A 15,770-nucleotide genomic window follows, 5' to 3' on the forward strand; every position below is an offset into this window, starting at 1 on the left:
GGCTAAGCATTTCTGCCTAACCTTCTTTCTTCGCTTTTTATCGCATACTTTTTGGTTTTGATAATACTTCACTTGCGACAATTGCTTTTTTCCATTGTAAGTGATATTTTAACACTCGATTTTTCGTTGTATAATTTGTTGCACTTTTTACAGCTTCCACCACTAATTCACCTTTTGAACCCATATGTTGAACTTCTTCTTCCTGTAATTGGATGGCTTCCATTTCTTCTACAAAAACTCGAAGATGTTCTAATAATTCTTCTGGTAAATTCGGATTATTCAAATATAATCGTTTTAATTTTTCAGTATGAATTAAAATGGCACTTCTTCTCATAGTATCAATTTCTTCGGAAGAAATAATCGACACTCTTTGGATTAATTCCTTGTCAAATACAGATAAAGAATAGTCCTCTGGTGAGAATTGTCGAAAGACTTGTACTATCTTAAAAAATTGTTGTCTCATTTTCTCTGTATGAGATAATGTCGCTTTTGTTTCAGGCATTTCTTCTACGACAACATCTACTACTTTTTGATTTTTTGGATGATGATGTTTAGACGAAACGGATTTTTCTTGAAAAGAATGATTCAACCAATCGTGCAGTTGGCTAAATCCCTTTTCTTTACTTTTCATTTTTAAATTAAGATAACTACCAGCAGACATAATCACAAGGACTACTACATACAAGAGAAAGAGTACAATATTCATGATTCACTCTCTACAGAAGATTTGCTAATCGCTTCTCTCATATCTGTATCCGATTGAATATTTTTCAATTGATAGTAGTCCATGACTCCAAGTTTTCCATTACGTAGAGCTTCTGCCATCGCTAATGGAATTTGCGATTCAGCTTCTACAACTTTTGCACGCATCCGTTGTACTTCTGCTAACATTTCTTGTTCTTGCGCTACGGCAAGAGAACGACGTTCTTCAGCTTTAGCTTGTGCAATTTTCTTATCAGCTTCTGCTTGTTCTGCTTGTAATTTTGCCCCGATATTTCTACCGACATCAACATCTGCGATATCAATGGATAGAATTTCGTATGCTGTACCTGCATCTAATCCTTTTCTCAAAATCGTTTGGGAAATAGAGTCCGGATTTTCTAAAACTAATTTATGGTGAGCTGCTGAACCAACGGTAGTAACAATCCCTTCACCAACACGGGCAATAATGGTTTCTTCACCAGCACCCCCAACTAATCGTTCAATATTGGCACGTACCGTTACTTTTGCTTTTGCTTGAACTTCAATCCCATCCATCGCAACCCCTGCAATAACAGGAGTTTCAATTACTTTTGGATTTACAGATACTTGAACGGCTTCAAATACATTTCGACCTGCTAAGTCAATGGCAGCCGCTTGTTCAAATTCTAAGTCAATATTCGCACGTTGTGCTGCGATTAACGCATCAATAACTACATTGACATTCCCACCTGCTAAATAATGGGCTTCTAATTCATTAATATCGATTTTCAACCCTGCTTTTGTTGCTTTGATCATTGGACGCACAATATATTGAGGAGCTACTCGACGTAATCTCATCCCTACTAATGTGCCTACTCCAATTTTTACATCAGAAAAATATGCTGTAATCCATAACCCAATCGGTACAAATCTAAAAAATAACATGACAACTGTTAAAATTAGAAATAGTATCACAATGAGTCCAATGACTCCTGTTGGATTATTTAATAAACCTTTTTCTAACATTTTACTCCCTCCTACTCATTATTGTTCTCCAAAACTTGTACGACGATTTTACTTCCTTCTACTTTGACAACTTGTATCATTGTATCTTCTGGAATCACAAATCCCGTACTCACCACATCAACGATTTCACCGTCTAGTTCAGCCTTTCCACTCGGACGTAATACCGTCAATGTTTTCCCTGTTTTATTGACTAAATCGTCATATACTTTTGAGGTTGAATAGCCTTTTGATTTTTTTAGAGAAGAAAGCAATACTAATCCTTTCTTATGAGAAAAATGATTTCCCCTTTTCACCAATAAAACTAACAAGACTATCGCCAACAATAGTGACATTAAGATTAAAACGACTAACTCCATGACAGCCTGGTTTGCCCAGTACATCCCTCCTAATACGAATACTGTCCCTAACACTCCTAAAGCTCCAATTCCTGGAATTAATACTTCAAATCCTAAAAATAGAAACCCAAATACAAATAGGATAAGGACGAAGAAATTCCAGTATGGATGAAGAAAAGTATAGGTTGTAAAACTTATTACTGTTATTACACTACCAAGTATATTCCATTTGGAGAACAAAGAAATGAAAACACCAATGACAGCTACTAACAGTAATAGTAAGTCAACATACAAAAGACCACCCCCATTCGTTGTCATCATTATAGCACTTTCCTTTTTAAATACAACTGAATAATTCTTAATAAATACTTAAATTTAAAAGATGGAAACCGTTTCTGAAATTACGATGAATAGTCTTCCATTTGAGCAAATTCTTTCGCTTGTTGTAATTGTTTTTCGAACAATTCCATATCAATAAATCTCGCTTGACGAGCAAATTCTTTATCCCCTACAAAAACAATCGCAACGGGAACTGTTAGCACTTGATACTGGCTTGCGACTTCAGGATGCTGAGTGACATTAATGATTTCTAACGCTACTCCTTCTTGCTCTATGACTTCTTCTACTCGTGGCTGTAATGCATGACAAACCCCACAAGTTTCGCTTTCTAAATAGATTACTTGAATATTTTTCATAACCTCACCTCTCTTATAGTGTACCATTTTTAGAAAAAATTTCTTGTAAAATGCATTTCTGAATAGAAAATACTTAACAAACCTAGCTTCCATCTGTATAATGAAGAATGTCTTATAGATATTTTTAGAAAGTGAGTGAGAAAATGGGACGTAAATGGGCTAACATCGTAGAAAAGAAAACTAAACTCGATGCTAACAACAGTAAAATTTATGCAAAATTCGGAATTGAGATCTATGTAGCAGCAAAACAAGGTGAACCAGATCCACATTCTAACCAAAAATTAAAATTCGTAATTGACCGTGCTAAAACTTATAATGTACCTCGTCATATTATCGAACGTGCAATTGAAAAAGCTAAAGGTGGCGGCGATGGCGATTACCAAGAATTACGTTATGAAGGATTCGGTCCTAACGGTTCTATGATTATCGTAGACGCACTAACAAATAACGTAAACCGTACTGCTGCAGACGTTCGTGCTGCTTATAGCAAAAACGGAGGAAACATGGGTGCGCCAGGTTCTGTAACTTATTTATTCGATCATACAGCAATCTTCGGTATTGCAAACAAAGATGCAGACGAATTATTAGAACAATTAATGGAAGCAGAAGTAGACGTTCGTGACGTTGTACAAGAAGACGACCAAGCAATCGTTTATGCTGAACCAAACGATTTCAACACAGTTCGTACAGCATTAGAAGGATTAGGAATTTCTGAATTCACAGTATCTGAAATCGAAATGATTCCTCAATCAGAAGTAACATTAACAGGCGATGATTTACGTTTATTTGAACGTATGATTAACGCATTAGAAGATAATGAAGACGTTCAAAAAGTTTACCACAATGTAAACTTAGAAGACTAATCATTGTTGATTTTTACGAAATATGACAAAAAGTCTGTCCTAGGAGGTTTTCTCCTGAGACAGACTTTTTTAGTTGATTAAAGATATGAATTAAAAATTATCTTTATTGTTTTTTCTTTTAACGAAAACTCCACCTATTAAACTTAGGAATCCTAACCATGTCGGTAGTGTTTCTGCTTGACCTGTTTTTGGTAGTTCAGGATGAGAAACTAATTCAGCATTATGCTGCAAATTCTCGTGTTGAGGTTCTACTGGGTTACTCGTTGAATTCTGCGTTTGTTCAGGTTGTTTCTCTCTATTTTCTTGAGGAATATTTGAACGTGTTTCACCAGAAAGTTCTCTATAGTAATGAGTCGTAATCCCATCCTCTTCTTGAGTCATTTCATATTGGTATTGTTTTCCATTTTTGGTAATGATTCCTTGTTTTGGACCAAAATGACCTACCTCAGTTGGAACAAGTTCTTCATTTGATCCAATAATAATATGGCGAGTAATCAATAATGCGACTATAGGATGAACTGCTGGATCACCTTTTTCACTGATGATACCTTCTGGTAACGCTGGTTGCACTTCTGGTTCACCCTTCTCACTCACGGCACCTTCTGGTAACTCTGGTTCGCCCTTCTCACTTACAATTCCTTCTGGCAATTCTGCTCGTACTTCTGGTTCACCCTTTTCACTAAAGTATTCTACAAAGTCATAAATAACTGTTTTTTCACTTTCCTCAACTGTACCTTTTTCAGGTGCTGAAGTAGCACGATGTCCTTTGTAAAAATAAGTTTTACCATCTTTTTGAAGCAGTGTCCCCACTTTAGGAGCAACAGACGTATATTCATCCCCGATAGAAGCATCTTTTGTTAGTAGTTTTCCTGATGCTATTTCAGTAGTTGTTCCTTCTAACATGTATTTTGCAAATACATTTCCGACAGTTGCTAGTTTATAAACATAGGTAATTTCAGTAGTTCCTGAAACGACTGTTCCTTTTTCTGTAGGAGACCCTGTTTTTAGTCCTACTAGTTTATATTTTTTACCATTTTTGGTGATTTCTTGTAGTTTTCGTGTTGTTGTGTCATATGAAACATCATTATTTGTTGTCGTTGGTGTTCCAACAACAACTTTTTTATCATCCTTATCCAGGTAATATTTTTCTTCTGTAGAAGATACAACTGCATCTTTTACAACATCCACACTTTCTTTAATCGAAGTTCCATCCTCTAATTGGTAATGGACTTTTACATTTCCTTTTATTTCTGTAGTAGACTTCTCTTCTTTAGCATAGATGTTTTTAACCTTTGTTAACTCTTCACTAACGTGATAAGCACGTGTTGGTTGATACAAATTGTAATAGTGAATTTCTGTAATTGATGGCCCTGACACATAAGCATATTGATCATATTTTGTCGGTGCAGCTACTCTATATGTAATGCCATTTTTTGTATATTCTTTATATAATTGCCCTATTCCATATTGATAATTACTGTGCCCACCAGAATATCTAACTTCTCCAAAACCTGCTGTATATGCAAGATATTTTTTGTTTGAATCTTCTGTCTCATTTTCATCAATTGGATAATTTTCATCCTTGCCTTTATTACCTAATTTATAATCAACATTTACTTCAAATACATTTTTTACAAAATTTGCATCACTAGGTACTTCATTTACATATCGAATGTTTTTATGAGATTCTTTAAATTTTTCTACATTTGCTTTTTCTTCTTCATAATTACTAGTATCTTTAAATTCTTCAATATTCCCAATAAATTTCGGCTCTATTTTATCCCTAGTATTATCCCAGTTTGTTTTAATCGGGCCTTCTCCAAATTTTTCTTTTAAAATTGAGATATATTTTTCAATATCACTGTACTCTTTAAAGTCACCATTTGTTCTGATATAACCATGGAATGTCTCATACTCAGTATAAATAGGTCTATTTTGTTTATCTACTAGATATTCATTTATTAATTGTTTTTTGTATAATTCTTCCCAAGTTTCTTCTTTTTTATTCAGACGTTTATTTTCAATAGCTTGTTCTTGTTCTTTAGCAAGATCTTCTAATTGATTACCTAATAACCCATTCAGTCCCTCATATAATGATTTTTCATTGAAAAATACTCCTGCTGTATATGCTGCTTGTTCTGTTGCTGTCGATGCTGCTCCTACTTTTAAAGAAACTTCATTTTTCTCAACAACTAAGATTGTATCCCCTTCTTTTATTCCACCTTCAGAATTTATGTTTTCTTTCGTGAAAGCTTTGGCGTTCTCTTCTCCTTTTTTAAAAGTTTCTACTACCCAAGAGTCATCTGAGGTTGACGTTTTTGTCGCTAAGACGTATTTTCCGTACTGATTTTCAGATGTTTCTGAAACAAGCCAAACTCGACTACCTTCTTTAATATTGTTATAGCGAATACTTCCATCTTCATTATGCAAGTTTCCAGGATTTGCATGTACTGTAATATCATTGAAAGTTGTTTCCTTAGTAGTCCCCTCATGTTTATCTACTTCTGTATCAATCTTATGATATTTTTTCCCATTCTTTTCTAAAACTTTATCAGCTTCTTTAATCTTACTTAAAACATCATTATTTAAATTTGCTACATTTCCTTCATAACGTTTTCCAAAAAGTCCACGTATTTTATAGTTCATTGTGCTACTAGAAAGTTTATGATCACCAACAGGAATTTCTACATCAGACTCTTCTTTTAGAACTTCGCCTTCTTTTGTTACATATGATACTTTTGTATCCTTAAATGTATCCAAACCTGATTCTTTTATATTACTATCCTCTACCCTTTTCAAATCTTCCTTAACAGTTTCTTCGAATTGTTTATGCTTTTTCTCATACCAGTGTTCATCCCCACGCAGTCGTCCACCACCCTCCGTCCTCTCAAACACATGCATTTTCGGCATTGTATAGCTACCAGCACCATTACTCAATGTTTCCATTTCCACATTATCTTTTACTGGGGTTACAGCACTTTCTTTTTTCATATTTGTAGCATCTTCAGCCCATACCGGACTAGCTCCAACAACCATCATCCCTAATAAAACTGATGCCGCACCAATTCCTTTATATTTACGTAATGAATATTTTTGAATTTTTTCTGAACCTAATTTTTTCATAGAATCCTCTTTTCCTATGCTTCTTTGTTATATAACATTTACTCTGTATCTTATTAATCATATCATTCTACTTTTTAGTTATCAAACTGCAATATAATTAATTCACAAATATATTTTTTGCTTTTAAACAGAATTTTTCCTAAAAAATAATATTTAAATTAGTTTAATAAATAATTATCATGATTTATTTATAAATAAATATTTTTTTGAAACTTCTTCAATTGAGTATCGTCTCACAAAATTAATTGTATTCTTCGTTTCAATTTCATCATTCTTTTCATATAAGCACTGAATGATACTAGCTAATTCTTCAGGTGAATCAAACAGGCAAACATCTGAATTTTTAGCAGCATAATATTGATGCGCAATTTCTACATTAGATAATAACGGAATTAACCCTAAACTCATTGCTTCGACACAAGCATTCGCAAATAATTCTTTTTGAGAAGTAGAGATATACCCATCATGTTTCCAATACGGCACTTCATCTACATAACCAACAATATTTATATTAGTAGGTAAATTCTCATACTTCTCTTTTAATTGAGTCAAATCTCCCCCATATAAAGATACTTCAACATTAATACCTTCCTTTTGCAATACTCTAAACGCTTCGATAATCCATTCTACCCTCTTCACTTCTGTCATATTCCCAACATAACAATAAGAACGAGGGTTACTTCTTTTTGTAACTACAGAATCATTTTGTGGAGCATAAATTGGTGGCATAAACCATGTATGATAGCCTAAATCTTGTAAAATATCAGATAAAACTTCAGAAGCTACTAAGTATCGTGTTTTTCTTCTTAAATTATGTGCTGGATCTTTCAATACATTATTATGAATATATTCAAAATATTTTCGATTCGTATTTTCCACAAAACGCCATAACTTCGGTGTGACTATATTATGCTGATCTCGAATTAAAATATCGTTCTTATCTGTAAGAGTCATTAATACTTGAATCAATAAATCTTCGTACGTCAACCATTCTCCATCTTTATAATATAAGTAATTATCCTCCATCATATAAATGGGAGTCGGTTCTTCTTTCGGTTTATAATATCTAGCTCTCAAAGCAACAGAACCATCTCGATTAAACCATTCTAATTCCTCTTTTTTATTTTTCTTTAAAAATAATCCCGAAGTAAAATATAATGTTTCTTCTTCTAATTCCATACTTGCTACAAAGCCATTCATAACGGTCATTTTCCCAGTTGGATATTTGTCGATAATATCAGAAGGGCGAACACTTAATTCATCATGTCCAATATCTGACTGATAATGAGAGACCGATATCAATTCATCACGTTGAAATCCTATTTTTTCATATCCTTCCTTCCAATCAGGTCGAACTTGAGGATGCGTTAAAATATAGAGATGTCCCCATCCTAAATATTCAGCTATTTTCTTTCTTGATAATTGGGAGGATTCGAATCCATATTTTTTGACAGTTTCTTTCCAAAGTCCCGGATGTATCGTAACCATTTTCACCATAAATGATTCCTCGATTCTTTTATTCTAATCTACTTTTAAATCGCACTTATTTATCCCTATATTACCATAAACAAAATGAAATTGATGCCATAAAAAAGGACTATCAACATATAGCCCTCTAATTCTTGTTCTCTATTTATTTTTCTAATTTTGATAATTTATAGTTATCTCACCTATAATCATTCATCGACAAAGCTTCCCTTAGACAGACTAACTATCACACAAAAATAAAACCCTTACAAAATTTAATTATACATCAATATTTTCTGAATGATAAGTCTGTTTTTCACTAAAATGATAGTTTAAAATATTGATAAGATAGGGAAAACTAGATACCTAATCAGAGTGGAGATGAGTCAAAATGAGTAAGTTTTTATTTGGTAATTATTTGTTTTACGGTGCTGTTTTCGGTTTAGCATCATCACTTCTTCTTTATTACTTCTTACCTGACTTTTTCTTATTATTTGTTCATCTATCGACAATTTGTTTTTATCTAGCATTACTGTATGCTTTTCTTAAATTCGTGTTCAAAAAAATTAAACATAAATCTTAAAAACAAATAATTGAAGCGACCCCAAAAAGTTGTACTTTTTGGGGTCGCTTCATCTTTTTTTATTTTTCTAATTTTGATAATTTATGATTCAATCTCAATGCATTTAGCACAACTGAGACTGAGCTGAAACTCATCGCTGCTCCTGCAATCATTGGACTTAATAATGGTCCTCCAAAGAAATGTAAGACACCCATCGCTACGGGAATTCCAATTACATTATAAATAAATGCCCAGAATAAGTTTTCTTTAATCGTCATCATTGTCATTTTACTTAATTGAATCGTTTTCGCCACTAATCTTAAATCATCTTGCATCATGACCATATCGGCAGTTTCAATGGCAACATCTACTCCAGATCCAATCGCAATTCCGACTGTTGCTTTGGCAAGTGCAGGTGCATCATTAATCCCATCTCCAACCATGGCTACTTGATAGCCTTCGTCTAATAATTGTTGGACAACACTTGCTTTTTCATTTGGTAATACTTGGCTATATACCGTCTCAATTCCAACTTCATTCGCAATTGCTTTGGCTGTTTTTTCATGATCTCCTGTTACCATTCGAACTTGAAGTCCCAATGCTTTCATTTGTTGGATTGCTTCTTTACTAGTTGCTTTAATCGTATCCGCAACTACAATAATTCCGGCTACTTGTTTTTGAATAACTACGAACATTGCTGTTTGCCCTTTAGAAGCGACTATATCAATCACAGCATTAAATTCATCTACCGCAATTCCTTGATTTTGTAATAATAAATGATTTCCTAGTAACACTTCTTTTCCATCCACAATTCCTTGAATTCCCATACCAGAAATAGATTGGAATTGTTCAATTGGTAAAACTTCAAATTCTTGTTTTTCAGCTTCTTCCACGATAGCTTTTCCTAATGGATGTTCCGAATGTTTTTCAATTGATGCTGCTATTTTTAGTACTTCTTCTTTTGAATAATCATTGAATACTTGAATATCGACTACTTTAGGTTTACCATTTGTAATCGTTCCTGTTTTATCTAATAATACAACTCCTACATGTCCAGCTTCTTCTAGAGCGGCACTACTTTTAATTAAAATTCCTCTTTTAGCACCAAAACCTGTTCCTACCATAATGGCAGTTGGAGTGGCTAATCCTAATGCACATGGACAAGCAATGACTAATACAGAAATCATCACGGTTACGACAAATTCAAAAGATTCTCCACCAATCAATCCCCAATATAGACCTGCTAAGAGAGATAATCCCATCACGATTGGAACAAAAATTCCAGCTACACGGTCTGCAATGGCAGCAATTGGTGCTTTAGAACCTTGCGCTTCTTCTACTAAACGAATAATTTGAGACAATGTTGTATCTTTCCCAACTTGGCTCACTTCAACTTGGAATGAACCAGTTGTATTCAACGTAGCACCAACCACTTTACTTCCTTCTTTTTTGAAGACTGGTACACTTTCGCCTGTAATCATGGATTCATCAACAAAGCTTTCTCCAGAAATAATAACCCCATCCACAGGAATTTTTTCACCTGGTCGTACGAAGACTACTTCTCCAATTTGTAATTCCTCTACTGGAACTTCTACTTCTTTTCCATCACGAATGACTGTCGCTACTTTTGGAGATAAAGCGACTAATGATTGAATCGCTTGAGAAGTTCTTCCTTTTGTTAAAGTTTCAAAATATTTTCCTACTGTAATAAACGCTAAAATGACTGCTGCAGATTCTACATAGAGATGCATCACATAATGATATTCTCCAGCTAAAATACGAATCGTACTCCATACACTATATAAAATCGCAGCACTCGTTCCCAGTGCGACTAATGAATCCATATTCGGATGCTTTCTAATCAATGCCTTAAATCCATTCACAAAATAACTACGACCCACCCATAAAATAGGAGTTACTAAAATCAATTGAGTTACAGAAAATACAATTGGATGTTCCATCGGCTGTAAGATTTGTGGAAGAGGAAGTCCAATCATTTCACCCATCGCAATATAAAGTAATACAATGGCAAACACACCTGATACCCACGCTCTTACTTTCAGCGAGTGTAATTGTTTTTCTTTTTTAATCGCTGTTTTTTCTAATACATCTTCTTCATCATTTATCAATATAGCCTGATATCCAGCTAGAGAAACAGTTTCCATAATTTTTTGTACATCTGCTTCCTTTGGATTAAATTGCACCATCATTTTTTCAGTCGCTAAATTTACATTGGCTTCTTTAACGCCTGGAAGATCTCGGACAACTTTTTCAACCGTACTGACACAACCGGCACATTGTAATCCTTCTAATGCAAATTCTTCTTTCTTCATGATTAACAACTCCTTCTTACTATTATGCTAATTCAGTTTGATACCCTGCTTTTGATACAGCTTCTATAATTTTTTGTTCTTCTACTTTATCTTGTTGAAATTCTACAGTCAGCTTTTTAGCTTCGAAATCAACACTTGCTTTTTCAACACCTTCAACAGCACTCACTGCATTTTCAACAGCTTTCGCACACCCTGAACATTTTAATCCTTCTACTTTAAATTCTTTTATCATTAAAAAAACCACCTTTCTTAAATTTACATTTGTAAATTTCATAAGTTAATTATACCTCTTATTTTAAAAAAGTCAACACAAAAAAAGGAAGACTAAAAAGTCTTCCCTAGAAATGTTATTCTACTAATTCAGGACTAACGTTAATTACTCGTCCTTCTTTTTTCCATTGACGGAATTCTGCTGCTGCTGTGAATAAAACATCTGTTGATGAATTTAACGCAGTTTCACAAGAATCTTGTAATACTCCAATAATAAATCCAACCCCAACAACTTGCATCGCAATATCATTTGAAATTCCAAATAAACTACATGCAACAGGAATTAATAATAATGATCCTCCAGCTACTCCAGAAGCACCACATGCTGCTACTGTTGATAATACACTTAGTACTAACGCTGTTAAGAAGTCTACTTGAATTCCTAAAGTATTAACGGCAGCTAATGATAACACTGTAATCGTAATTGCCGCACCCGCCATATTAATCGTTGCACCTAAAGGAATCGATACTGAATAGCTATCTTCATCTAATCCTAAATCTCTACACAATTCCATATTTACTGGAATATTTGCTGCTGAACTACGAGTGAAGAAAGCTGTAATTCCGCTATCTTTCAAACAACGGAAAACTATTGGATAAGGATTTTCTTTAATCATAAAGAATACAATAATTGGATTCACCACTAATGCAACAAAAAACATACTTCCAAGTAAAACCATAATTAACTCTCCATACGAAGCAAATACTCCTACTCCATTTTCTGAAACAGTTGTATATACTAACCCCATAATCCCAAACGGTGCACAACTAATCACTACTTTCACAACATAACTTGTCGCATCTGCTACTTGTTGTAAAACGGACTTCATAGATGCATCTGCTTTACGGAATGCAAAACCAAAAACAACTGCCCAAGATAAAATACCAATATAGTTTCCACTCATTAAAGCATTCACTGGATTATCTACGATTTTTAAAATTAATGTTTGCAATACAGAAGCAATTCCTTCTGGTGCCTTAATCTCTGATACAGAATCTGTTAATGTTAGTGTAATTGGGAATGCAAAACTAGCAATAACCCCCACTAATGCAGCTGCAAAAGTACCAAATAAATATAAAATTACAATTGATTTCATATTTGTTTCATGACCTTCTTTATGTTGTGCTAAAGCACTTAGTACAATAAAGAATACTAATAATGGTGCGATTGCTTTTAGCGCACTTACAAATACTGTTCCGATAGTTCCTATCGCTGCTGCTTGAGGAACGAAAATTCCTAATAAAATACCGATAATCATACCAATGACGATTCGGTTAATCAAACTTAATTGACTCCAAAAATTTAATACTTGTTTCATCTTCTTGCCCCTATTCTCTTAATATAGCGACAATCATACACAAACAAACCCTATTCTGTCAATAAAAATCCACGAATTAGATACATTTGTATCTATGCTGTAAACACTTCTTTTTCACTGCTTTTGAGAGGAAGAAAATATATTTTTTAATGATACAATCTTTCTACGCCATTTTGAACATTTTGGCTATGAAAAATTAGCAATGGCGAGATTAATCTACGCCATTTTTAACGTTTTGGCGTAGAAAAAATCGAAACTGGCGAGATTAGCGTCTATAAACACAAAAAACTACCGAGCCCGTTCACCCGATAGTTACGATATATTATTCTTCTGTTTCTTCTTCGTTTTCTTCTTGTTCGTACGCTTCTACTTCTTCTGGAGTTAGTAAGTGCACATGAATACGACGAATTCTTCCATTTTCTACTAATGTTGGTTTTAATAGAACATTTTGTTGTCGAACTTCTACCACTTCATCGTCTTCTGGGAAATATCCTAAGTCTTCTAAAATAATTCCCGCCATTGTGTCCACTTCATCTGAATCAATCGTTGTTTGAAAAATTTGATTGAATTTTTCTAATGTCATTCCCGCATCAATTAAGAAATTCTTCTCATCAATTTCACGGTAACTCATTTCTTCCACATCATACTCATCTTCAATTTCACCGACAATTTCTTCGATTAAGTCTTCCAATGTTACGACACCTTCGACTCCACCGTATTCATCTTTTAAAATCGCCATATGTTGACGTGTTTTTCTAAATTCAACTAATAAATCATCTACGAAAATCGTTGACGGAACAAATAATGGCTGATGCGCTAAATCCATTAATTGGATTTGATCGAAGCCTTGTTCTTTTGCCGCTCTTAAAACGTCTTTAGAGTGTAAAACTCCAATGACATTATCTTTATCTTCTTCATAAATTGGGAAACGTGAATAAGAACTACTTAAAATGATTTCGATATTTTCTGCTAAATCATCTTCCACATCAAGCATTAATGTGTCCGTTCTTGGTACCATCACTTCTCTAGCTAGTTTTGAATCAAGAGATAAAACTCCTTGAAGCATTGTAAATTCTTCTTTATCAATCGCTCCATCATTACGACTATTCGCTAGAAGAGATTTCATTTCACTACGCGTTAATTTTTCTTGTTCATTATTAAATTCAATCGGTGTCATTTGTTTTAAAATACCCGTTGAAACGGTTAAAATCCATACAAATGGTTTGGAAACTTTTTTAACAAATAAAATAATTCCTGCCGTATGTAAGGCAATCGGTTCCGCCAATTGTAAGGCAACTTGTTTTGGATACAATTCCCCAAACACTAATGTTAAATAAGATAAGATGATAGTCACAATCAAAATTGCTAATGTTTCTGCACCCGGTACATTCTCCAATAATGGTTGAATACGTGAAGCAAAACTTGTTGCTGCAGAAGCACTTGAGAAGAATCCTGCTAACGTAATCGCTACTTGAATCGTTGCTAAAAATTCATCCGAATTTTCTAATAAACGCATTACTCGTTGCGCCTTCTTATCTCCTTCACTCGCTTTTTGACTCATCTTTCCTTGATTGATCGATACAAAGGCAATCTCCGCTGCTGCAAAAAATGCATTTATCGCAGTTAATAGTACAATAATTAAAATCTGGATTCCCAGCGAACTCCCATCAGAATCTGCTGTCATCATTCAGTTATCCCCTTTACTTTGTTAATTTTTTAAAAATATACAAATATCATACTCACTTTTGTGTGAAAATGCAAGATATGTCCATTATATAGAGATTTTTGCCCCCGATTTTAATAAATTTCTCGTTACTTTTTAATCAAAAAGTGGTATTATCAATAATGAAAACGTGTCTATATTTTACAAAACACGAAAATTGATTTCAAGAAAGGGGCATGTCTATGCTATTAAAATCACTAGTTATTCCTAAAAAGAGTTTAACGGTTGTTAAAGAATCTTGTACTCTTGAAGAAGCGATTGTTATTTTAGAAAACTCTGGATATCGTTGCGTTCCAGTATTAGATGAAACAGAAACTTTCTTCCGTGGAAATATTTATAAAATGCACATCTATCGTCATAAAGCAAATGGGGGCGATATGAGCTTACCGGTTACTCATTTAATTAAAAATACTACGAAATTTATCAATATTACGAGTTCGTTCTTCAAAGTGTTCTTTACGATTAAAGAATTACCTTATATTGCGGTGTTAGATGATTCTCAACATTTTTATGGTATTTTAACGCATAGTAGTTTATTAAATATGCTTCAAGAATCTTGGAGTGTGAATAATGGTTCTTATGTTTTAACGATTATTTCTGGTGGTGAAAAAGGATCGTTAGCTCAAATTTCTAAGATTATTAATCAATATGCTTCTATTGCCAATGTGATGACATTAGATACGGAAAGAGATCGTACACTTCGTCGTCTTTTAATTACTCTTCCAGCAGGAGTTTCAAACGAAACATTGAATCAAATTATTGCAGCCTTAGAGAAAAAAGACTTCTCAATTGCTGAAGTGGAAGATTTGAACGACTATTAAATACGAATACTAAACAAAAATAAAAACAGAAAAAGTCTACGCTTTAGTAGCTAGGGACGCCAGCAGCTTCGCTTTGCGAATCTCATGGCTAAAAATTGAGCCTAAGGTCTCAATTTTTCCCGTACTATAAGCCCTTGTGGCTTATAGTACCAAAGCTACAGCGCTCCAACTTTTTCTGTTTTTATTTTTTTGTTTGCCGTTTAGTTGAATAAGAATAATAACAATTTTTTCATTTTTAACACGTTCTATTCTATTTCTATCAATAAATTATGTAATGTACTCTGCTAATGTTAACATTATACTATTTTGAAAACTTCTTTAAACAAGTTAAGATTATTAAAAGCATCTAAAAAAATTAGATTTTTTCAGTCTGATTTTTGAGATGCTATATATTTTGTACGTTTTTAAACTCCTGAAACTATACATGATTATAGCGTTATTTATAAAAAATACTTATTGTAAAAGGTCATTCTATATAAATAAAGCAGAAAAAGATGAAGCTTTATAGCTTGAGTAATATAAGCCTTCTCGGCTTATATTACAGTAAAAAAG

10 protein-coding genes and 1 pseudogene are annotated in these 15,770 nt (G+C 33.6%); 2 read left to right on the forward strand and 9 right to left on the reverse strand.

The features are described 5' to 3' along the window. Positions 1-37: 37 nt before the first annotated feature. From RWR88_RS01265 to RWR88_RS01280, 4 genes are all read right to left on the reverse strand, one after another. Complete coding sequence (locus RWR88_RS01265; RefSeq protein WP_314450196.1) at positions 38-706, reverse strand: hypothetical protein; 669 nt, start codon at positions 704-706, stop codon at positions 38-40. Beyond that, positions 703-1,707: a flotillin-like protein FloA gene (gene floA / locus RWR88_RS01270; protein ID WP_314076631.1), complete on the reverse strand. Its 1,005-nt coding sequence runs from the start codon at positions 1,705-1,707 to the stop codon at positions 703-705. Before floA ends, RWR88_RS01265 begins: the two co-directional genes overlap by 4 nt. Positions 1,708-1,718: 11 nt before the next feature. Then, complete coding sequence (locus RWR88_RS01275) at positions 1,719-2,363, reverse strand: NfeD family protein (RefSeq protein WP_314450198.1); 645 nt, start codon at positions 2,361-2,363, stop codon at positions 1,719-1,721. Positions 2,364-2,443: 80 nt separating this feature from the next. Beyond that, positions 2,444-2,737: a thioredoxin family protein gene (locus RWR88_RS01280; RefSeq protein WP_314450200.1), complete on the reverse strand. Its 294-nt coding sequence runs from the start codon at positions 2,735-2,737 to the stop codon at positions 2,444-2,446. 143 nt (positions 2,738-2,880) lie between these two features. Here RWR88_RS01280 and RWR88_RS01285 point away from each other — a divergent pair, with 143 nt between their 5' ends. Continuing rightward, positions 2,881-3,600: a YebC/PmpR family DNA-binding transcriptional regulator gene (locus RWR88_RS01285; RefSeq protein ID WP_006703679.1), complete on the forward strand. Its 720-nt coding sequence runs from the start codon at positions 2,881-2,883 to the stop codon at positions 3,598-3,600. A 90-nt stretch (positions 3,601-3,690) separates the two neighbouring features. On the opposite strand, the gene RWR88_RS01290 is transcribed toward RWR88_RS01285, so the two are convergent. From RWR88_RS01290 to RWR88_RS01310, 5 genes and pseudogenes are all read right to left on the reverse strand, one after another. After that, positions 3,691-6,723, reverse strand: a complete 3,033-nt coding sequence (locus RWR88_RS01290) for a YSIRK-type signal peptide-containing protein (RefSeq protein WP_314450201.1) — start codon at positions 6,721-6,723, stop codon at positions 3,691-3,693. A 177-nt stretch (positions 6,724-6,900) separates the two neighbouring features. After that, on the reverse strand, positions 6,901-8,220 hold the full coding sequence (locus RWR88_RS01295) for a glycosyltransferase (RefSeq protein ID WP_314450203.1): 1,320 nt from the start codon (positions 8,218-8,220) through the stop codon (positions 6,901-6,903). A 612-nt stretch (positions 8,221-8,832) separates the two neighbouring features. Beyond that, positions 8,833-11,317: pseudogene (locus RWR88_RS01300) on the reverse strand (heavy metal translocating P-type ATPase). Positions 11,318-11,432: 115 nt separating this feature from the next. Next, positions 11,433-12,674: a serine/threonine transporter SstT gene (sstT, locus tag RWR88_RS01305; RefSeq protein ID WP_314450205.1), complete on the reverse strand. Its 1,242-nt coding sequence runs from the start codon at positions 12,672-12,674 to the stop codon at positions 11,433-11,435. Between the two features lie 322 nt (positions 12,675-12,996). Beyond that, positions 12,997-14,361: a hemolysin family protein gene (locus RWR88_RS01310; RefSeq protein WP_314450206.1), complete on the reverse strand. Its 1,365-nt coding sequence runs from the start codon at positions 14,359-14,361 to the stop codon at positions 12,997-12,999. Between the two features lie 218 nt (positions 14,362-14,579). Between RWR88_RS01310 and cbpA the strand changes: the two genes are divergently transcribed. After that, complete coding sequence (gene cbpA, locus RWR88_RS01315; RefSeq protein ID WP_314257272.1) at positions 14,580-15,218, forward strand: cyclic di-AMP binding protein CbpA; 639 nt, start codon at positions 14,580-14,582, stop codon at positions 15,216-15,218. Positions 15,219-15,770: the final 552 nt, after the last annotated feature.

The sequence above is a fragment of the uncultured Granulicatella sp. genome (assembly GCF_963528195.1).
Classification (GTDB): domain Bacteria; phylum Bacillota; class Bacilli; order Lactobacillales; family Aerococcaceae; genus Granulicatella.

What these genes read in the sequence shown, in the direction of transcription:
- RWR88_RS01285 (WP_006703679.1), top strand. Translation starts at nt 2,881, where the DNA reads ATGGGACGTAAATGGGCTAACATCGTAGAAAAGAAAACTAAACTCGAT.
- RWR88_RS01290 (WP_314450201.1), bottom strand. Translation starts at nt 6,723, where the DNA reads ATGAAAAAATTAGGTTCAGAAAAAATTCAAAAATATTCATTACGTAAA.
- RWR88_RS01265 (WP_314450196.1), bottom strand. Translation starts at nt 706, where the DNA reads ATGAATATTGTACTCTTTCTCTTGTATGTAGTAGTCCTTGTGATTATG.
- RWR88_RS01295 (WP_314450203.1), bottom strand. Translation starts at nt 8,220, where the DNA reads ATGGTGAAAATGGTTACGATACATCCGGGACTTTGGAAAGAAACTGTC.
- floA (WP_314076631.1), bottom strand. Translation starts at nt 1,707, where the DNA reads ATGTTAGAAAAAGGTTTATTAAATAATCCAACAGGAGTCATTGGACTC.
- sstT (WP_314450205.1), bottom strand. Translation starts at nt 12,674, where the DNA reads ATGAAACAAGTATTAAATTTTTGGAGTCAATTAAGTTTGATTAACCGA.
- RWR88_RS01280 (WP_314450200.1), bottom strand. Translation starts at nt 2,737, where the DNA reads ATGAAAAATATTCAAGTAATCTATTTAGAAAGCGAAACTTGTGGGGTT.
- cbpA (WP_314257272.1), top strand. Translation starts at nt 14,580, where the DNA reads ATGCTATTAAAATCACTAGTTATTCCTAAAAAGAGTTTAACGGTTGTT.
- RWR88_RS01310 (WP_314450206.1), bottom strand. Translation starts at nt 14,361, where the DNA reads ATGATGACAGCAGATTCTGATGGGAGTTCGCTGGGAATCCAGATTTTA.
- RWR88_RS01275 (WP_314450198.1), bottom strand. Translation starts at nt 2,363, where the DNA reads ATGATGACAACGAATGGGGGTGGTCTTTTGTATGTTGACTTACTATTA.